Source organism: Cupriavidus malaysiensis (assembly GCF_001854325.1).
In the GTDB taxonomy this organism is placed as follows: domain Bacteria; phylum Pseudomonadota; class Gammaproteobacteria; order Burkholderiales; family Burkholderiaceae; genus Cupriavidus; species Cupriavidus malaysiensis.
Genome location: NZ_CP017754.1, coordinates 1163332 through 1178571 on the forward strand (window position 1 = coordinate 1163332; position 15240 = coordinate 1178571).

Consider the following 15240-nt stretch of genomic DNA (forward strand, 5'->3'; position numbering starts at 1 on the left):
GTGCTAAGGTTGCATATCGCGTTTTCCGGATATGTCGCAATGCATGCTGGCCTGGTCGAATCCAACTATGGCTCGGACCCGGTAGGTCTGGTCAGTGGTTTCCGCTTCCGCGCCGGCCAGCCCGGCGCGGAGATCGACTCCGCGGCCGCCGTGGCCTGGCTCAAGGAAGCCGGCGCGGTGCCGCAGGCTGCGGAGCAGGGCGCAGCGACAGGCGACGAGGCAGCGCAGGACTTCGTCTGGCTGCATTTCAACCTGTCGCACAGCGCCTGCGAGCGCTGGCTGCGCACCACCCTGGGCCTGCCGGAGGCCTTCTTCGAAGCGCTGCGCCAGGGTTCCAGCTCGACCCGTATCGAACGGCTCGAATCCACGCTGCTGGCCGTGGTCAACGACGTCATCTACAACTTCGGCGTGGTCTCGACCGATATCTCCACCCTGTGGGCCTGCGCCGACCGCCGGCTGCTGGTGACCGCGCGCGCCAGGCCGCTGCGCTCGGTCGACCGGCTGCGCGCCTCGGTGCGTGCCGGCGAGCGTTTCCGCTCGCCGCTGGATGCGCTGGTGCACCTGTTCCGCGACCAGGCCGACGTGCTGGTGCAGATCGTGCGCGAGACCAGCGCCAACGTCGACAAGATCGAAGACCAGTTGCTGTCGCAGCGGCTGCAGGGCAACCGGTCCGCGCTGGGCGCCATGCGGCGCGGCCTGGTGCGGCTGCAGCGCCTGCTGGCGCCCGAGCCCGGCGCGCTGTTCCGCCTGCTGAACCGGCCGCCCGAGTGGGCGCGCGAGGACGACCTGCTGGAGTTGCGCGCCTCCACCGAAGAATTCTCGCTGGTGCTCAACGACCTCGCCGCGCTGGTCGAGCGCATCAAGCTGCTGCAGGAAGAGATCGCCGCCGCGCTCAACGAGCAGACCAACCGCACGCTGTTCACCCTGACCCTGGTCACCGTGCTGGCGCTGCCCATCAATATCGTGGCCGGCTTCTTCGGCATGAACGTGGGCGGCATCCCGCTGGGCGACCACCCGCACGGTTTCTGGATCCTGGTGGTGCTGGTGGCCACCTTCACGGTATTGGCGGGCCGCTGGGCCTTCCGCCGCAGCGCGGGTTGAGCCGATGGAGCCGCGCCTGCGTCACGCGCTTGCCATCTGCGTCGCTTAGCATCGGCGGAGGCCCGACGGCATCTCTGGGAGAACAATATGGAACAAAACGAAGACGCACTGATCCGGCGCATCTATCGGGAGCTGGCCGACCACTACGACGAGGAAATCGAGCTGGAGCTCGAAGACCGGCTGCCGGAGTCGCTCAGCGATGCCGGCGCCGGACCGGACGAAGCCGAGCGCGAGGCCCGGCACCAGTATTTCCACGAGCTGTTCCGCCTGCAGGGTGAGCTGGTCAAGCTGCAGAACTGGGTGGTGTCCAGCGGCCACAAGGTGGTGATCCTGTTCGAAGGGCGCGACGCCGCCGGCAAGGGCGGCGTGATCAAGCGCATCACGCAGCGCCTCAATCCGCGCGTATGCCGCGTGGCGGCGCTGCCGGCGCCCAACGACCGCGAGCGCACCCAGTGGTACTTCCAGCGCTACGTCTCGCACCTGCCGGCCGCCGGCGAAATGGTGCTGTTCGACCGCAGCTGGTACAACCGCGCCGGCGTCGAGCGCGTGATGGGCTTCTGCACCGACGAGCAGTACGAAGAGTTCTTCCGCTCCGTGCCCGAATTCGAGCGCATGCTGGTGCGCTCCGGCATCCAGGTCATCAAGTACTGGTTCTCGATCTCGGACGACGAGCAGCACCTGCGCTTCCTCAGCCGCATCCATGACCCGCTCAAGCAGTGGAAGCTGAGCCCGATGGACCTGGAATCGCGCCGGCGCTGGGAAGACTACACGCGCGCCAAGGAAGTGATGCTGGAACGCACGCACATCGCCGAAGCGCCATGGTGGGTGGTGCAGGCCGTCGACAAGCGGCGCGCGCGCCTGAACTGCATCCATCACCTGCTGGGTCAGATGCCCTACGTCGACGTCGAGCACGCGGAAGTGGTGCTGCCCGCGCGCGAGCGGCGCAAGGACTACGTGCGCCTGCCGGTGCCGGCCACGATGATCGTGCCGGAAGTGTATTGAACGAGAAGGCCGGCGCGATCGGGTTCGCGCCGCGCCGGGTTGCTCCCCTCTCCCGCTTGCGGGAGAGGGGCTGGGGGAGAGGGCAGGCGCCGGCTGGCCGCGGTGGTCGGGATCACACCGTCGGCTTCATTCTTGAACGGCTTCGATTCTGCGTGGCGCCTTGCTAAACCACCCCTCTCCCCAAACCTCTCCCCGTGCGGGGAGAGGGAGCCGAGACACTATGCTTGGCCGATGGCGTTGGCGATACCCGTTGGCTCTCTCGATCGGCTCAGGCGCATCCCGCCGCTATCCCCCGCTCCCCTCATATCCCGCGAACGCCTGCTCCAGCGTCAGCACCGTGCCTGTCAGCGTCGCGTCGTAGCCGGGCAGGGCGTCCACGCGTTCGCGGAAGCTGTCGCTGCGCAGCGCCGAGACGGCGCGCGCCAGGGCCGGCGTCTGCAGCATCTTTTGTTCGATGGCGAAGAAGTAGCGCTCCTTGAGCACCGGCACGAAGCCGAGGCCGAAGCGGCGCGCGGCGGTTTCCACGCCGAAGCCCACGTCCGCCATGCCGCTGCCGATATAGGCGGCCACCGCCGCATGGGTGAACTCACCGTTGCGGTAGCCGTCGATGCGCGCGGGCGCGATGCCGCGCGCCTGCAGCAGCAGGTCGAGCAGCAGGCGCGTGCCGGAGCCCTCCTGCCGGTTGACGAAGCGCACGCCGGGGCGGCACAGGTCCTCCAGCCCCACGATCCGCCGCGGATTGCCGGCTTCGACGAACAATCCCTGGGTGCGCACGGCCAGGTGCACCAGGCAGTGCGTGTCCGCCCGCAGCCAGGCGCGGAAGCGGGCCAGCACGGGTGCCTCGAACTCACCGACCGGCACGTGGAAGCCGGCGATGTCGCAGCCGCCTGAGGCCAGCGCCGCCACCGCTTCCAGGCTGCCGCAGTACTTCAGGTCATGGCGCACATGATGCTCGTCGAGGAATTCGCGCAGCGCCGCCACGGCGAAACCGTGGCTGGCGTGCAGGCGTACCGCGGGATCGGCGGCGCGCACCAGCTTGTCGAGTTCGATCTCCAGTTCCGAGGCCAGGCTCTCCAGCGTCGGCGACAGGCGCGCGCCGATGCGCTTGCTGGCCCACACCAGCTGCTGCGCCAGCGGTGTCAGCACGCTGCCGCGCCCGCGCGTCTTCTCGATCAGCGCCCCGCCGAACAGCGCCTCCGCGTCGCGCAGGATGCCCCAGGCATAGCGGTAGGACAGCTCCACCGACTCGGCCGAGCTGCGGATGCTGCCGCTCGCCTCGATGGCGTCCAGCAAGGCGACCAGCCGTGAGATATCCAGCGGCGCGCGTGTGTCGCCGTGTTCCTCGCGGAGCTGCAGCTGGGGGTGGATGGCGATGCGAAGCATGTCGTTTATGAAATAAAAAGCCTATTGATAGAGCACAGTTGGCTGCCTATAGTCGCAAAATCAGCCGTTGCTCGTTCGGTTCGAACGAGCAATATGAAAAAAATAGCATATAAGGCCGCCGCAACCCAGCCCGTTCCCTGTCCGCTCCCAGCCCGCCAGCGACTGGCCGCGGATGCGCTCCGGGCGCGGCCTTGCCCATGCCCACGGATGCCCATGCCTGACATCGCCCAGCCGGCCGCGCCGGCTTCGCTCGCCGCCGTGCCCCAGCCCGATGGCGAGCGCGCCGCGCAGATCGCGCGCCTCATCGACGCGCACCGGCAGCGGCCTGGTGCGCTGCTGCCGATGCTGCACGCCCTGCAGGATGCCTTCTCCCACGTGCCGGACGAGGCGGTGCCGCTGCTGGCGCGCGCGCTCAACCTGTCGCGTGCCGAGGTGCACGGCGTGATCACCTTCTACCACCATTTCCGCCAGCAACCGCCGGCCGGGCAGGTGGTGCAACTGTGCCGCGCCGAGGCCTGCCAGGCGGTCGGCGCCGAGGCGCTCGCCACGCACGCCCAGCGCGTGCTGGGCTGCGCCTTCCACCAGCCCAGCGCCGATGGCGCCTTCACGCTGGAGCCGGTCTACTGCCTGGGCCTGTGTGCCAGCGGCCCGGCCATGATGCTCGGCGAGCAACTGCACGGCCGCGTCGACGCGGCACGGTTCGATGCGCTGCTGGACGCCGCGCGCACGGCGCAGGCCGGGGAGGGCGGGGCATGAGCGCAGACCGATTCCTCGAGGCAGGCCGCCTGCCGGTCACCGTCTACGTGCCGCGCGACTCCGCCGCGCTCGCCGTGGGCGCCGATGCCGTGGCCGCCGCCATCGCCCGCGAGGCTGCCGCACGCGGTGAAGCCGTGCGTATCGTGCGCAATGGCTCGCGCGGCATGTTCTGGCTGGAGCCGCTGGTCGAGGTGGCCACCGCGCAGGGCCGGGTGGCCTACGGCCCGGTCGCTCCGGCCGACGTATCCGCGCTGTTCGAGGCCGGCCTCCTGCAGGGTGGGGCCCATCCCCTCGGGCTCGGGCCGACCGGCGAGATTCCTTTCCTCAAGCAGCAGGAACGGCTGACCTTCGCGCGCGTGGGCATCACCGATCCGCTTTCGCTCGACGACTATCGCGCCCACGAGGGCTATGCCGGCCTGGAGCGCGCGCTGGCCATGGCGCCGCGTGAGATCGTGCAGGCCGTGACCGACTCCGGCCTGCGCGGCCGTGGTGGCGCGGCCTTTCCCACCGGCATCAAATGGAACACCGTGCTGGGCGCGCAGGCGCCGCTCAAGTACGTGGTCTGCAACGCCGACGAAGGCGATTCGGGCACCTTCTCCGACCGCATGGTGATGGAAGGCGATCCCTTCCTGCTGATCGAGGGCATGACCATCGCCGGCCTCGCGGTGGGCGCGGAGCAGGGCTACGTCTACGTGCGCTCCGAGTACCCGCACGCCATCGCCATGCTGGAGGCGGCCATCGCCATCGCCACCGCGTCGGGCTGGCTGGGCGACGATCTCCGCGGTTCCGGCCGGCGTTTCCACCTGGAGGTGCGCAAGGGCGCCGGCGCCTACGTCTGCGGCGAGGAGACCGCGCTGCTGGAGAGCCTGGAGGGCAAGCGCGGCGTAGTGCGCGCCAAGCCGCCGCTGCCGGCGCTGCAGGGCCTGTTCGGCCAGCCCACGCTGATCAACAACGTGATCTCGCTGGCCACGGTGCCGGTGATCCTGGCGCGCGGCGCCGCCTACTACCGCGACTTCGGCATGGGCCGCTCGCGCGGCACGCTGCCGTTCCAGCTGGCCGGCAACGTGCGCCAGGGCGGCCTGGTCGAGAAGGCCTTCGGCCTGACGCTGCGCCAGGTGCTGGAGGACTTCGGCGGCGGCACGCGCAGCGGCCGTCCGATCCGCGCAGTGCAGGTGGGCGGGCCGCTGGGCGCCTACCTGCCCGAGGCCCGCTTCGACGAGCCGCTCGACTACGAAGCCTATGCTGCCTTCGGCGGCGTGCTGGGCCACGGTGGCGTGGTGGTGTTCGACGACACCGTCGACATGGCACGCCAGGCGCGCTACGCCATGGAGTTCTGCGCCATCGAATCCTGCGGCAAGTGCACGCCATGCCGGATCGGCTCCACGCGCGGTGTCGAGGTGATCGACAAGCTGGTCGCCGGCCGGCGCGAGCAGGCCGTGCTGCTGCGCGACCTGTGCGACACCATGCTGAACGGCTCGCTGTGCGCGATGGGCGGCATGACCCCCTATCCGGTGCTGTCGGCGCTGGATGCCTTCCCCGAGGACTTCGGCCTCGACGCCGGGGCGCAGCGCGCGGCCTGAGGCCGGGCAGTGCCACAGAGAACGGAACACGAGACACGCATGAAATCGATCGACGACATCGACTACGGCACGCCCCGCAGCGAAGCGGAGCGTGAGGTCACCCTCGAAATCGACGGCGTCGCCGTCACCGTCCCGGCAGGCACGTCGGTGATGCGCGCCGCGATGGAAGCCGGCACCCAGGTGCCCAAGCTGTGCGCCACCGACAGCCTGGAGCCGTTCGGCTCCTGCCGCCTGTGCCTGGTGGAGATCGAGGGCCGGCGGGGCTATCCGGCATCCTGCACGACGCCGGCCGAGGCCGGCATGAAGGTGCGCACCCACAGCCCCAGGCTGGCCGAGCTGCGCCGCGGCGTGATGGAGCTGTACATCTCCGACCACCCGCTCGATTGCCTCACCTGTCCCACCAACGGCAACTGCGAGCTGCAGGACATGGCCGGCGCGGTCGGCCTGCGCGAGGTGCGCTACGGCTTCGACGGCGCCAGCCATACGGCCATGGCCAAGGACGAGTCGAACCCGTACTTCACCTACGACCCGTCCAAGTGCATCGTCTGCAACCGCTGCGTGCGTGCCTGCGAGGAAACCCAGGGAACCTTCGCCCTCACCATCGGCGGGCGCGGCTTCGAGGCGCGCGTCACCGCGGGCACCGGCGGCAGCTTCATGGACTCGGACTGCGTGTCCTGCGGCGCCTGCGTGCAGGCCTGCCCCACCGCCACGCTGACCGAGACCTCGCTGATCCGCCTGGGCCAGGCCGAGCGCAGCACCGTCACCACCTGCGCCTACTGCGGCGTCGGCTGTACCTTCAAGGCCGAGACCAAGGGCGAGGAAGTGGTGCGCATGGTGCCGTACAAGGACGGCCAGGCCAACGACGGCCACGCCTGCGTCAAGGGCCGTTTCGCCTGGGGCTACGCCACCCACCAGGACCGCATGCTCAAGCCGATGATCCGCGCCCGCATCACCGATCCGTGGCGCGAGGTCTCGTGGGAGGAAGCCATCGCCTACGCCGCCGGCCAGTTCCGCCGCATCCAGGCCGAGCACGGCCGCGATGCCATCGGCGGCATCGTCTCCTCGCGCTGCACCAACGAGGAGGGCTACCTGGTACAGAAGCTGGTGCGCGCCGCCTTCGGCAACAACAACGTCGACACCTGCGCGCGCGTGTGCCACTCGCCCACCGGCTACGGCCTCAAGCAGACCCTGGGCGAGTCGGCCGGCACCCAGACCTTCCGCTCCGTCGAGAAGGCCGACGTGGTGATGGTGATCGGCGCCAACCCGACCGACGGCCATCCGGTGTTCGGCTCGCGCCTGAAGAAGCGGCTGCGCGCCGGCGCCCGCCTGATCGTGGTCGATCCGCGCCGCATCGACCTGGTCGAGACCCCGCACGTGCGTGCCGACTACCACCTGCAACTGCGCCCCGGCACCAATGTCGCGCTGCTGAGCGCGCTGGCGCACGTGATCGTCACCGAGGGCCTGCTGGACGAGGCCTTCATCGCCGCGCGCTGCGAGGACCGCGCCTTCCAGCAGTGGCGCGATTTCGCCAGCCTGCCGGAGAACTCGCCGGAAGCGACCGCCGACGTCACCGGCGTGCCCGCCGAGACCGTGCGCGGCGCCGCGCGCCTCTATGCCACCGGCGGCAACGCCGCCATCTACTACGGCCTGGGCGTGACCGAGCACGCGCAGGGCTCGACCGCGGTGATGGCCATCGCCAACCTGGCCATGGCCACCGGCAACGTCGGCCGCGAGGGTGTCGGCGTGAATCCGCTGCGCGGCCAGAACAACGTGCAGGGCTCCTGCGACATGGGCTCCTTCCCGCATGAGCTGCCGGGCTACCGCCATGTCTCGGACGCCACCACGCGCGGCCTGTTCGAGTCGGCCTGGAACGTCGACATCCAGCCCGAACCCGGCCTGCGCATCCCCAATATGTTCGAGGCGGCGCTGGCCGGCAGCTTCAAGGGCCTGTACTGCCAGGGCGAGGACATCGTGCAGTCCGACCCCAACACCCAGCACGTGGCGGCGGCCCTGTCGGCGATGGAATGCATCGTGGTGCAGGACATCTTCCTCAACGAGACCGCCAAGTACGCCCACGTCTTCCTGCCCGGCTCCTCCTTCCTGGAAAAGGACGGCACCTTCACCAATGCCGAGCGCCGCATCTCGCGCGTGCGCCGGGTGATGCGCCCGCGCGCCGGCTATGCCGACTGGGAAGTGACCATGCTGCTGTCCAATGCGCTGGGCTATGCCATGGACTACCGCCATCCGTCCGAGATCATGGACGAGATCGCGCGGCTCACGCCCACCTTCCACGGCGTCAGCTACGACCGGCTCGACGAACTGGGCAGCCTCCAGTGGCCCTGCAACGATGCCGCGCCGCAGGGCACGCCGATCATGCACGTGGATGGCTTCGTGCGCGGCAAGGGCCGCTTCATGATCACCCGCTACGTGGCCACCAGCGAACGCGTCAACCGCCGCTATCCGCTGATCCTGACCACCGGGCGCATCCTGTCGCAGTACAACGTGGGCGCGCAGACGCGCCGCACCGACAACGTGCGCTGGCATGACGAGGACCGCCTGGAGATCCATCCGCACGACGCCCAGGAGCGCGGCATCCGCGACGGCGACTGGGTCGGCGTGCACAGCCGCGCGGGCGAGACGGTGCTGCGTGCGCTGGTCAGCGAGCGCATGCAGCCTGGCGTGGTCTACACCACCTTCCACTTCCCCGAGTCCGGCGCCAACGTGATCACCACCGACAATTCCGACTGGGCCACCAACTGTCCCGAGTACAAGGTGACCGCGGTGCAGGTGATGCCGGTGGCGCAGCCCTCGGCCTGGCAGCAGCAGTACCGCGATTTCAACGAGCGCCAGTTGCAGCTGCTGCAGGCGGCCGGCGCGGAGGCGGGCTGAGGTGGCGCCGACCGCACGGCCCGCCATGCCATTGTCATTGCCATCGCTATTGCCATCCCCATGAATGTCGACAACCTGATCAAGATGGCCAACCAGATCGGCGGCTTCTTCGAAGCCATGCCCGACCGGGAGGAGGCCCTGGCCGATATCGCCGGCCACATCAAGCGCTTCTGGGCGCCGCGCATGCGCGAGGCGCTGCTGCAGGCCATGGACCGTGGCGATGCGCCGGGCCTGGATGCGATCGTGTGCGAGGCGGTGGGACGCTACCGCGCGGGCTGGTAGCGCGGCGAGGGGGCGCAGGCGACGCCCCCGCCCAGTGGTGCCGGAGCCGGAGCCGGAACCGGAGCCGGAGCCGGAGCGGCTAGCGCAGCCGCAGCGGCTCCAGCAGGGCGGCGTCGTAGTCGCCGCGCGAGATCTTGCCCAGCTCCAGCATGCGCTGCAGGATATAGGCCTGACGCTGGCGCGCGCGGCGCGGGTTGACCACCGGATTGTTGGCCGACGGCGCCTTGGGCAGCCCGGCCAGCATCGCGCACTCGGCCAGCGTGAGTTGGTCGAGCCGCTTGCCGAAATAGGTCTGCGCGGCCTCGGCGAAGCCATTGGCGCCCTCGCCGAGGTAGACCTTGTTCAGGTAGAGCTCCAGGATCTCGTCCTTGCTGAAGGCATGCTCGATGCGGTACGCCATCAGCGCCTCGTAGAGCTTGCGCGTATAGGTCTTCTGGCGCGACAGGAAGAAGTTGCGCGCCACCTGCATGGTGAGGGTCGAGGCGCCCTGCGACAGGTCGTCGGACAGGTTGGCCACGCCGGCGCGGACCACGCCCACGTAGTCGATGCCGTCGTGCAGGTAGAAGCGGTCATCCTCGATCGCCACCACGGCCTGGGCCAGGTGCGGCGGGAAGTCCGCAATGGATACGTAGCCGGGGGTCTGGCGGAAGGCGTAGAGGGCGTCGAGCGGCGGCAGCTGCCGGCTGGCCACGACGGCGGCCAGCGCGCCCAGCAGCGCCGCTGCCAGCGCCAGCATCGCCACCAGCTTGAGAAAGGCGGACCAGAGTTTCATGGCGCGTATTGTGCCAGCCTCCGCCCGCCAGGGGCACTGCGGATGCCCCGGGGGGGCGGTGCGGCCGGCCTACAGCCAGCCCAGCCAGCGCCAGTAGGTGGCGGCGAACAGCAGCATCAGCGCGTAGCCGATCACCGTCATGGGAATGCCGACCTTGGCGAACTGGCGGCCGTTGAAGGTGTCGGTGCCGAGGCAGACCATGTTCTGCGGTGCATTGATCGGCAGCACGAAGCCGAAGCTCACGGTGAAGCCGAGCAGCATGGTCAGCCCGACCTGGTGGAGGTCGCCCGGCAGGGTCTGCAGCACGGCGATCAGGATCGGCAGCAGCGCGGCGGTCAGCGCCGTGGCGCTGGCGAAGCCGAGGTGGATCAGGATCAGGAAGGCGGCCAGCACGGCGAACACGAACAGCGGTCCCTGCCCGGACAGGCCGGAGTTCGCCACCACGAACCTGCCCAGCCACTGGCCGGCCTGCGTGGTGAGCAGGGCGGTGCCCAGGCTGATGCCCACGCCGAACACGATCAGCGTGCCCCAGGGGGTGCGTTGCTGCATGGTCTTCCAGTCCATCACGCCCACGCGCGGCAGCATCAGGATGACGAGGCCGACGAAGGTGACGGTGGCGGTGTCGAACTGGTGCAGCTTGCCCTCGGTGGCCCAGAACAACAGCAGCCCGAGCGAGACTGCCGCCAGCCGCTTCTGCGGGCCCGTCATCGGGCCCAGCGCGGCCAGTTCCTGCTGCACGGCCTCCTTGCCGCCGGGGATTGCGTCGGCTTCGGCGGGCAGCAGCACGCGCACCAGGAAATAGAGCACCACCGACATCACGATGGCCCACGGCGCGCCGGCGATCAGCCATTGCAGCCAGGTCACGCGCTCGCCCAGCAGCTTGTCCATGAAACCGACGGTGAGCAGGTTCTGCGCGGCGGCGGTCTGGATGCCGACGTTCCAGACACTGGTGGCCTGTGCCACGGTGATCATGATGCCGGCGGCGATATTGGATTTCTTGTCGACACCGAAGGCCGCGATCACGCCCATCATGATCGGCACCACGCAGGCGCTGCGCGCGGTGGCGCTGGGCACCACCAGGCTCAGCGCAATGGTGACGGCGATGGTGCCGATCAGGATGCGCCGCGTGCTGGTGCCGATGGCCGACAGCGTGACCAGCGCGATGCGGCGGTCGAGCGCCGTCACCGTCATCGCCGCGGCGATGAAGAGGGCGGCCGCCACCAGCGCCAGCGCGGTATTGGAAAAGCCGGACAGGGCCATGCCCAGCGCCTTGCCGGTGCCGTACAGCTTGTCGGGTGCCGCCACGTCGGGAGCGAAGCCGATCAGGCCCGCCATCAACGAGGTGATCATGATGGCGCTGGCTTCGTAGGAGACTGCCTCGGTGATCCACACCACCACGGCGAAGGCCAGGATGGCCAGCATGCGGTGGCCGGCGACCGGCAGGTCGGCCGGCAGTGGCAGTGCCAGCACGGCCAGCAGTGCCACGGCGGCGGCATACAGGCCCCAGGGCTGCGCCCTGGCGGCGGTGGACTGCGCGGCAGGCTTGCCCGCCTTGGCATCGGGCAGCGTGGATTGCGGGCTGGGATCGGGCATGGGACTCCTCGCGGTAGCGGCCCGCGCAGCGGGGGCCGGATGGTACGGCCGCGGAGCGCCAGGAAGGCGCGCCCGGCATGGCAAAAAAATTATCCGGCCCGCGCGGTGGCGCTGTCGAGGGCGATGCCGGCGTCCTTTGCGCCAGCGCAAGGGCCGGGGCGATGCGATCGGCGCGATTTCCCGGCATGCGCGGCGATCTGAAATAATTGGGGCGACCTGATGAATGTTTTCGCGCGCGGCGGTCATCGCCGCCGGCTGCGCGTTCCTTTCCAACGATTCTCCTGGCCAAGCACTATGTTCAAGTGGTTCGCATCCTGGCAGGCGCGCGTGGCGCCGGCCATCCTTCCCGACGGTGCCGGCGCCGGCGCTGCATCGACCGACACGCCGCTGCACTTCGAGAAAGTTGCCAACGCGCGCGACCTCGGCGGTCTCACCGGCGCAGGCGGCCGCCGCCTGCGCAGCGGCCGCCTGCTGCGCAGCGGCAACCCGGGCCTGGCCAGCGCCGACGATATCGCGCGGCTGCGTGCGCTGTCGCTCGACCTGGTGGTCGACTTCCGCTCGCCGGGCGAGAAGTCAGCGGAGGAAAGCGGCTTCGGCCAGGTGTTCCACTGGGTCGCCACGCCGGTGCTGGAAGGCAGCATGGCGATGGGCGAACTGCTGCCGCGGCTGCGCACGGCGACGGCGCGGGAGATGGACGACTTCATGCTGCAGGTCTACCGCGATTTCCCCCTCAAGTACCAGGAGGCCTTCGGCGGCTTCATGAAGCATGCCGAAGCCGGCCGCAGCATGCTCTACCACTGCACCGCGGGCAAGGACCGCACCGGCTTCGCCACCCTGCTGCTGCTGTCGGCGCTGGGTGTCGCGCCGGACGTCATCGAAGCCAACTACCTGGAGTCGAACCGCTGGAACGCCGCCTTTATCCAGGGCGTGCTGCAGAAGATGGCGCCGCTGGGCATCGCCGCCGAGGTGATGATGCCGCTGCTCGAGGTCAAGCCCGCATACCTGCAGGCCTCGCTGCAGGCGATCGAGGAGGGCTGGGGCAGCGTGCCGGCCTATGTCGGCACGGCGCTGAGTGTCGAGGCGGAGCAGCTGCGCGCGCATTACCTGGAGGGGTAGGGCGCAGGCATGGGGGGCGAGGCCGGCATGGCGGGCGCCTGCCCTCTCCCCCGGCCCCTCTCCCGCAAGCGGGAGAGGGGAGCAGACCGGCGCGGTGCGATCCCCGTCGCGCTGGACGAAGCCGAAACGAGATGCGCCAACACCAAGCGCCAAGCACAAGGTCTTGGCTCCCTCTCCGCATGGGGAGTGGGCGGGGGAGAGGGGTGGTTTGGCAAGGCGCCACATCCAGCGAAGCCATCGGTGTGGTCCAGCACGCGAGCACGGAAACGAAGCCCTCGGTGTGATCCAGCACGCGAGCACAGCAACGAAGCCAACGCTGAGCCCCAGCGCTAGGCCGCCGCCTTCTGCGCCATCGCCTCGCGCATCAGGCGCGCGGTGCTGAGCGCCACGATGCCTTCTTCGTCGGTGGGGAGCACCAGCACCGGGATGCGGCTGCCGTCGTGGGTGATGCGCTGGCGGTTGTCGTCGTTGGCGCCCGGATCGAGCTCGATGCCGAACAGGCCGGTCAGGTGGGCGCAGATGCGCGCGCGGACCTCGGGCGAGTTGGCGCCGATGCCGGCGGTGAAGACCAGGGCGTCGAGCCCGCCCAGGGTGACGGCCAACTTGCCCACTTCCTGCGCGGCGCGATAGGCGTAGAAATCGATCGCCAGGCGCGCGCGCGGTTCGGCGCTGGCCTGCAGCACGCGCATGTCGCTGCTGACGCCGGACAGGCCCTTCAGGCCGGACTCCTGGTACAGCATGGCCTGGATCTCGTCGGCCCGCATGCCCTGTTGCGCCAGCCACAGCACCGCGCCCGGATCGACCGCGCCGCAGCGCGTGCCCATCGGCATGCCATCCAGCGCGGTCAGGCCCATGGTGCTGTCGATGCTGCGCCCGTCGCGCAGGGCGCACAGGCTGGCGCCGTTGCCGAGGTGGGCCACCACCACGCGTCCCTCGGCCAGGTCGGGTGCCACCTGGCGCAGCCGGCGCGCGATGTACTCGTAGGAGAGGCCGTGGAAACCGTAGCGCCGGATGCCCTGCTCGAAGTAGCGGTAAGGCAGGCCCAGCAACTGCGCCATGACGTCGTGGCCGGCGTGGAAGGCCGTGTCGAAGCAGGCCACCTGCAGCAGTTCGGGCGCGGCCTCGCGCACGGCGCGGATGGCGGTCAGGTTGTGCGGCTGGTGCAGCGGCGCCAGCGGTACCAGGGCCTCCAGCTTCGCCAGTACTTCGTCGTCGATGCGCACGGCCTCGGTGAAGTCCGCGCCGCCATGCACCACGCGATGGCCGATCGCAACCGGCGGGTTGTCGCGCAGGCCGATGCTGAGCACCAGCCGGATCAGGCGGAAAGCCGCGTCGTGGTCGGCCACCTGGGCGAGCGGGAAGCGCTCGTCGGCCACCGGGCGGCCATCGGCCATGTGCACGGTCAGGCGCGGCGCCACGCCGATGCCTTCGATCTGTCCGTGGGCGCTCAGCTCGGGATTGACATCACCGTCGCCATGGGCGGCCTCGGGCACCGTGTAGACGGACACCTTGACGCTGGACGAACCGGCATTGACGACGAGGATGGTGGGGGACGGATGGTTCACGCTGCGCAGGCTCCTGTCGGATGGCGGATGGTGGCTGGCGGACACGATGGCGCCGGCCTCAGATGCGCGCCGTGGCCACCGCGGCGCGCCGCGCATGGGCCAGCAGCACCGCCAGCGCGCAGCTGGCGATGCGCGCGCGCACGCTGTCGGCGCGGCTGGTCAGCACGATGGGCACGCGCGCGCCCAGCACGATGCCGGCCGCTTCGGCGCCGGAGAGGAAGGTCAGCTGCTTGGCGAGCATATTGCCGGCCTCCAGGTCGGGCACCAGCAGGATATCGGGGTCGCCCGCCACTTCCGAAGCGATGCCCTTGGCCTCGGCGGCCGCCTGGCTGATGGCATTGTCGAAGGCGAGCGGGCCGTCCAGCACGCCGCCCTCGATCTGCCTGCGCCGGCTCATCATGCACAGCGCGGCGGCGTCGATGGTGGAGGGGATCTTGTCGGTCACCGTTTCGACCGCCGACAGGATGGCCACCTTGGGGCGGTCGATGCCGAGCACGCGCACCAGGTCGATGGCATTGCGGCAGATGTCGGCCTTGTCGTTGAGCGAGGGGAAGATATTGACCGCGGCGTCGGTGATGAAGAGCGCCTTGTGGTAGCTCGGCACGTCCATGGCGAACACATGCGACAGGCGCCGCTCGGTGCGCAGGCCGCTGCTGGCGCTGGTGACTTCGTGCAGCAGCTCGTCGGTATGCAGGCTGCCCTTCATCAGCAGTTCGGCCTCGCCCGCGCGCACCGCCTGCACCGCGCGTGCGGCGGCGGCGTGGCTGTGCGGTGCGTCGATGATCTGCGCGCCGCCGAGCGCGAGGTCGTGCGTGTCGGCGACCTCGCGGATGCGGGAAGCGGGCCCCACCAGCAGCGGCTCGATCAGGCCGAGGCGCGCGGCCTGGAGCGCGCCGCCAAGCGAGGCGGCGTCGCAAGGATGGGCGACGGCGGTGGGGATGGCGGGTTGGCCGGCGCAGCGTGCCAGCAGGGCGGCGTACTTGTCGGTTGGCGTGTCCATGGTGTCTCGCGGTATTTCACGGATTCGTCATGCTGGCCGGGTGTTCGCGCTGTTCATACTGCAATGCGCAAAAAGCAGGACCAGTATAGGCCACATGTTGCGCTCCGCGGGGCATGTCTTTGTTGAGATGGCGCAAGAAATGCCCGGATTGCCTCGCTTGTGTGATTGCGGGTGCCATGACAAGCTGGTAGATTGCCCGTT

The 15240-nt window shown here is 69.7% G+C and carries 12 protein-coding genes; 7 read left to right on the forward strand and 5 right to left on the reverse strand.

Annotation, left to right across the window (positions count from 1 at the left end):
• The first annotated feature begins 39 nt into the window (after nucleotides 1–39).
• Both BKK80_RS05080 and ppk2 read left to right on the forward strand, forming a co-directional pair.
• Nucleotides 40–1101: a transporter gene (locus tag BKK80_RS05080; protein WP_071011301.1), complete on the forward strand. Its 1062-nt coding sequence runs from the start codon at nucleotides 40–42 to the stop codon at nucleotides 1099–1101.
• Between the two features lie 87 nt (nucleotides 1102–1188).
• A complete protein-coding gene (ppk2, locus tag BKK80_RS05085) occupies nucleotides 1189–2103 on the forward strand; it encodes a polyphosphate kinase 2 (RefSeq protein WP_071011303.1) in 915 nt (304 codons plus the stop codon).
• 285 nt (nucleotides 2104–2388) lie between these two features.
• Here the strand turns inward: ppk2 and BKK80_RS05090 are convergent, their stop codons facing one another.
• Nucleotides 2389–3486 carry a substrate-binding domain-containing protein gene (locus BKK80_RS05090; protein ID WP_071011304.1) on the reverse strand — a complete coding sequence of 366 codons (1098 nt, stop codon included), beginning with the start codon at nucleotides 3484–3486 and terminating at the stop codon, nucleotides 2389–2391.
• 213 nt (nucleotides 3487–3699) lie between these two features.
• On the opposite strand from BKK80_RS05090, the gene BKK80_RS05095 reads away from it, so the two are divergent.
• From BKK80_RS05095 to BKK80_RS05110, 4 genes are read left to right on the forward strand one after another with little or no spacing between them, the layout of a single operon-like run.
• On the forward strand, nucleotides 3700–4242 hold the full coding sequence (locus BKK80_RS05095; RefSeq protein WP_071016108.1) for a formate dehydrogenase subunit gamma: 543 nt from the start codon (nucleotides 3700–3702) through the stop codon (nucleotides 4240–4242).
• Nucleotides 4239–5822, forward strand: a complete 1584-nt coding sequence (locus BKK80_RS05100) for a formate dehydrogenase beta subunit (protein WP_071068666.1) — start codon at nucleotides 4239–4241, stop codon at nucleotides 5820–5822. Before BKK80_RS05095 ends, BKK80_RS05100 begins: the two co-directional genes overlap by 4 nt.
• 39 nt (nucleotides 5823–5861) lie before the next feature.
• Complete coding sequence (gene fdhF, locus BKK80_RS05105) at nucleotides 5862–8711, forward strand: formate dehydrogenase subunit alpha (RefSeq protein WP_071011307.1); 2850 nt, start codon at nucleotides 5862–5864, stop codon at nucleotides 8709–8711.
• 60 nt (nucleotides 8712–8771) lie between these two features.
• Complete coding sequence (locus BKK80_RS05110; protein WP_071011309.1) at nucleotides 8772–8993, forward strand: formate dehydrogenase subunit delta; 222 nt, start codon at nucleotides 8772–8774, stop codon at nucleotides 8991–8993.
• A gap of 79 nt (nucleotides 8994–9072) precedes the next feature.
• Here the strand turns inward: BKK80_RS05110 and BKK80_RS05115 are convergent, their stop codons facing one another.
• Together BKK80_RS05115 and BKK80_RS05120 are read right to left on the reverse strand one after the other, a co-directional pair.
• Nucleotides 9073–9765, reverse strand: a complete 693-nt coding sequence (locus BKK80_RS05115; protein WP_071011310.1) for a transglycosylase domain-containing protein — start codon at nucleotides 9763–9765, stop codon at nucleotides 9073–9075.
• Between the two features lie 69 nt (nucleotides 9766–9834).
• Nucleotides 9835–11358 (reverse strand): DASS family sodium-coupled anion symporter, encoded by a 1524-nt coding sequence (locus BKK80_RS05120; RefSeq protein ID WP_084084579.1) that lies wholly within the window; start codon nucleotides 11356–11358, stop codon nucleotides 9835–9837.
• A 294-nt stretch (nucleotides 11359–11652) separates the two neighbouring features.
• Here BKK80_RS05120 and BKK80_RS05125 point away from each other — a divergent pair, with 294 nt between their 5' ends.
• The gene (locus tag BKK80_RS05125) at nucleotides 11653–12474 is read left to right on the forward strand and encodes a tyrosine-protein phosphatase (RefSeq protein WP_084545482.1); all 822 of its coding nucleotides are present in this window, start codon (nucleotides 11653–11655) and stop codon (nucleotides 12472–12474) included.
• Nucleotides 12475–12803: 329 nt separating this feature from the next.
• On the opposite strand, the gene BKK80_RS05130 is transcribed toward BKK80_RS05125, so the two are convergent.
• Both BKK80_RS05130 and BKK80_RS05135 read right to left on the reverse strand, forming a co-directional pair.
• Nucleotides 12804–14039, reverse strand: a complete 1236-nt coding sequence (locus tag BKK80_RS05130; protein WP_071016113.1) for an acetate/propionate family kinase — start codon at nucleotides 14037–14039, stop codon at nucleotides 12804–12806.
• A 58-nt stretch (nucleotides 14040–14097) separates the two neighbouring features.
• The gene (locus BKK80_RS05135; RefSeq protein ID WP_071011313.1) at nucleotides 14098–15039 is read right to left on the reverse strand and encodes a phosphate acetyltransferase; all 942 of its coding nucleotides are present in this window, start codon (nucleotides 15037–15039) and stop codon (nucleotides 14098–14100) included.
• Between the last annotated feature and the right edge of the window lie 201 nt (nucleotides 15040–15240).

Bases quoted from the DNA above. Each gene is read 5' to 3' on its own strand.
- BKK80_RS05135 (WP_071011313.1), bottom strand. From the start codon at position 15,039: ATGGACACGCCAACCGACAAGTACGCCGCCCTGCTGGCACGCTGCGCC.
- BKK80_RS05115 (WP_071011310.1), bottom strand. From the start codon at position 9,765: ATGAAACTCTGGTCCGCCTTTCTCAAGCTGGTGGCGATGCTGGCGCTG.
- fdhF (WP_071011307.1), top strand. From the start codon at position 5,862: ATGAAATCGATCGACGACATCGACTACGGCACGCCCCGCAGCGAAGCG.
- BKK80_RS05120 (WP_084084579.1), bottom strand. From the start codon at position 11,358: ATGCCCGATCCCAGCCCGCAATCCACGCTGCCCGATGCCAAGGCGGGC.
- BKK80_RS05125 (WP_084545482.1), top strand. From the start codon at position 11,653: ATGTTCAAGTGGTTCGCATCCTGGCAGGCGCGCGTGGCGCCGGCCATC.
- BKK80_RS05080 (WP_071011301.1), top strand. From the start codon at position 40: ATGCATGCTGGCCTGGTCGAATCCAACTATGGCTCGGACCCGGTAGGT.
- BKK80_RS05110 (WP_071011309.1), top strand. From the start codon at position 8,772: ATGAATGTCGACAACCTGATCAAGATGGCCAACCAGATCGGCGGCTTC.
- ppk2 (WP_071011303.1), top strand. From the start codon at position 1,189: ATGGAACAAAACGAAGACGCACTGATCCGGCGCATCTATCGGGAGCTG.
- BKK80_RS05100 (WP_071068666.1), top strand. From the start codon at position 4,239: ATGAGCGCAGACCGATTCCTCGAGGCAGGCCGCCTGCCGGTCACCGTC.
- BKK80_RS05090 (WP_071011304.1), bottom strand. From the start codon at position 3,486: ATGCTTCGCATCGCCATCCACCCCCAGCTGCAGCTCCGCGAGGAACAC.
- BKK80_RS05095 (WP_071016108.1), top strand. From the start codon at position 3,700: ATGCCTGACATCGCCCAGCCGGCCGCGCCGGCTTCGCTCGCCGCCGTG.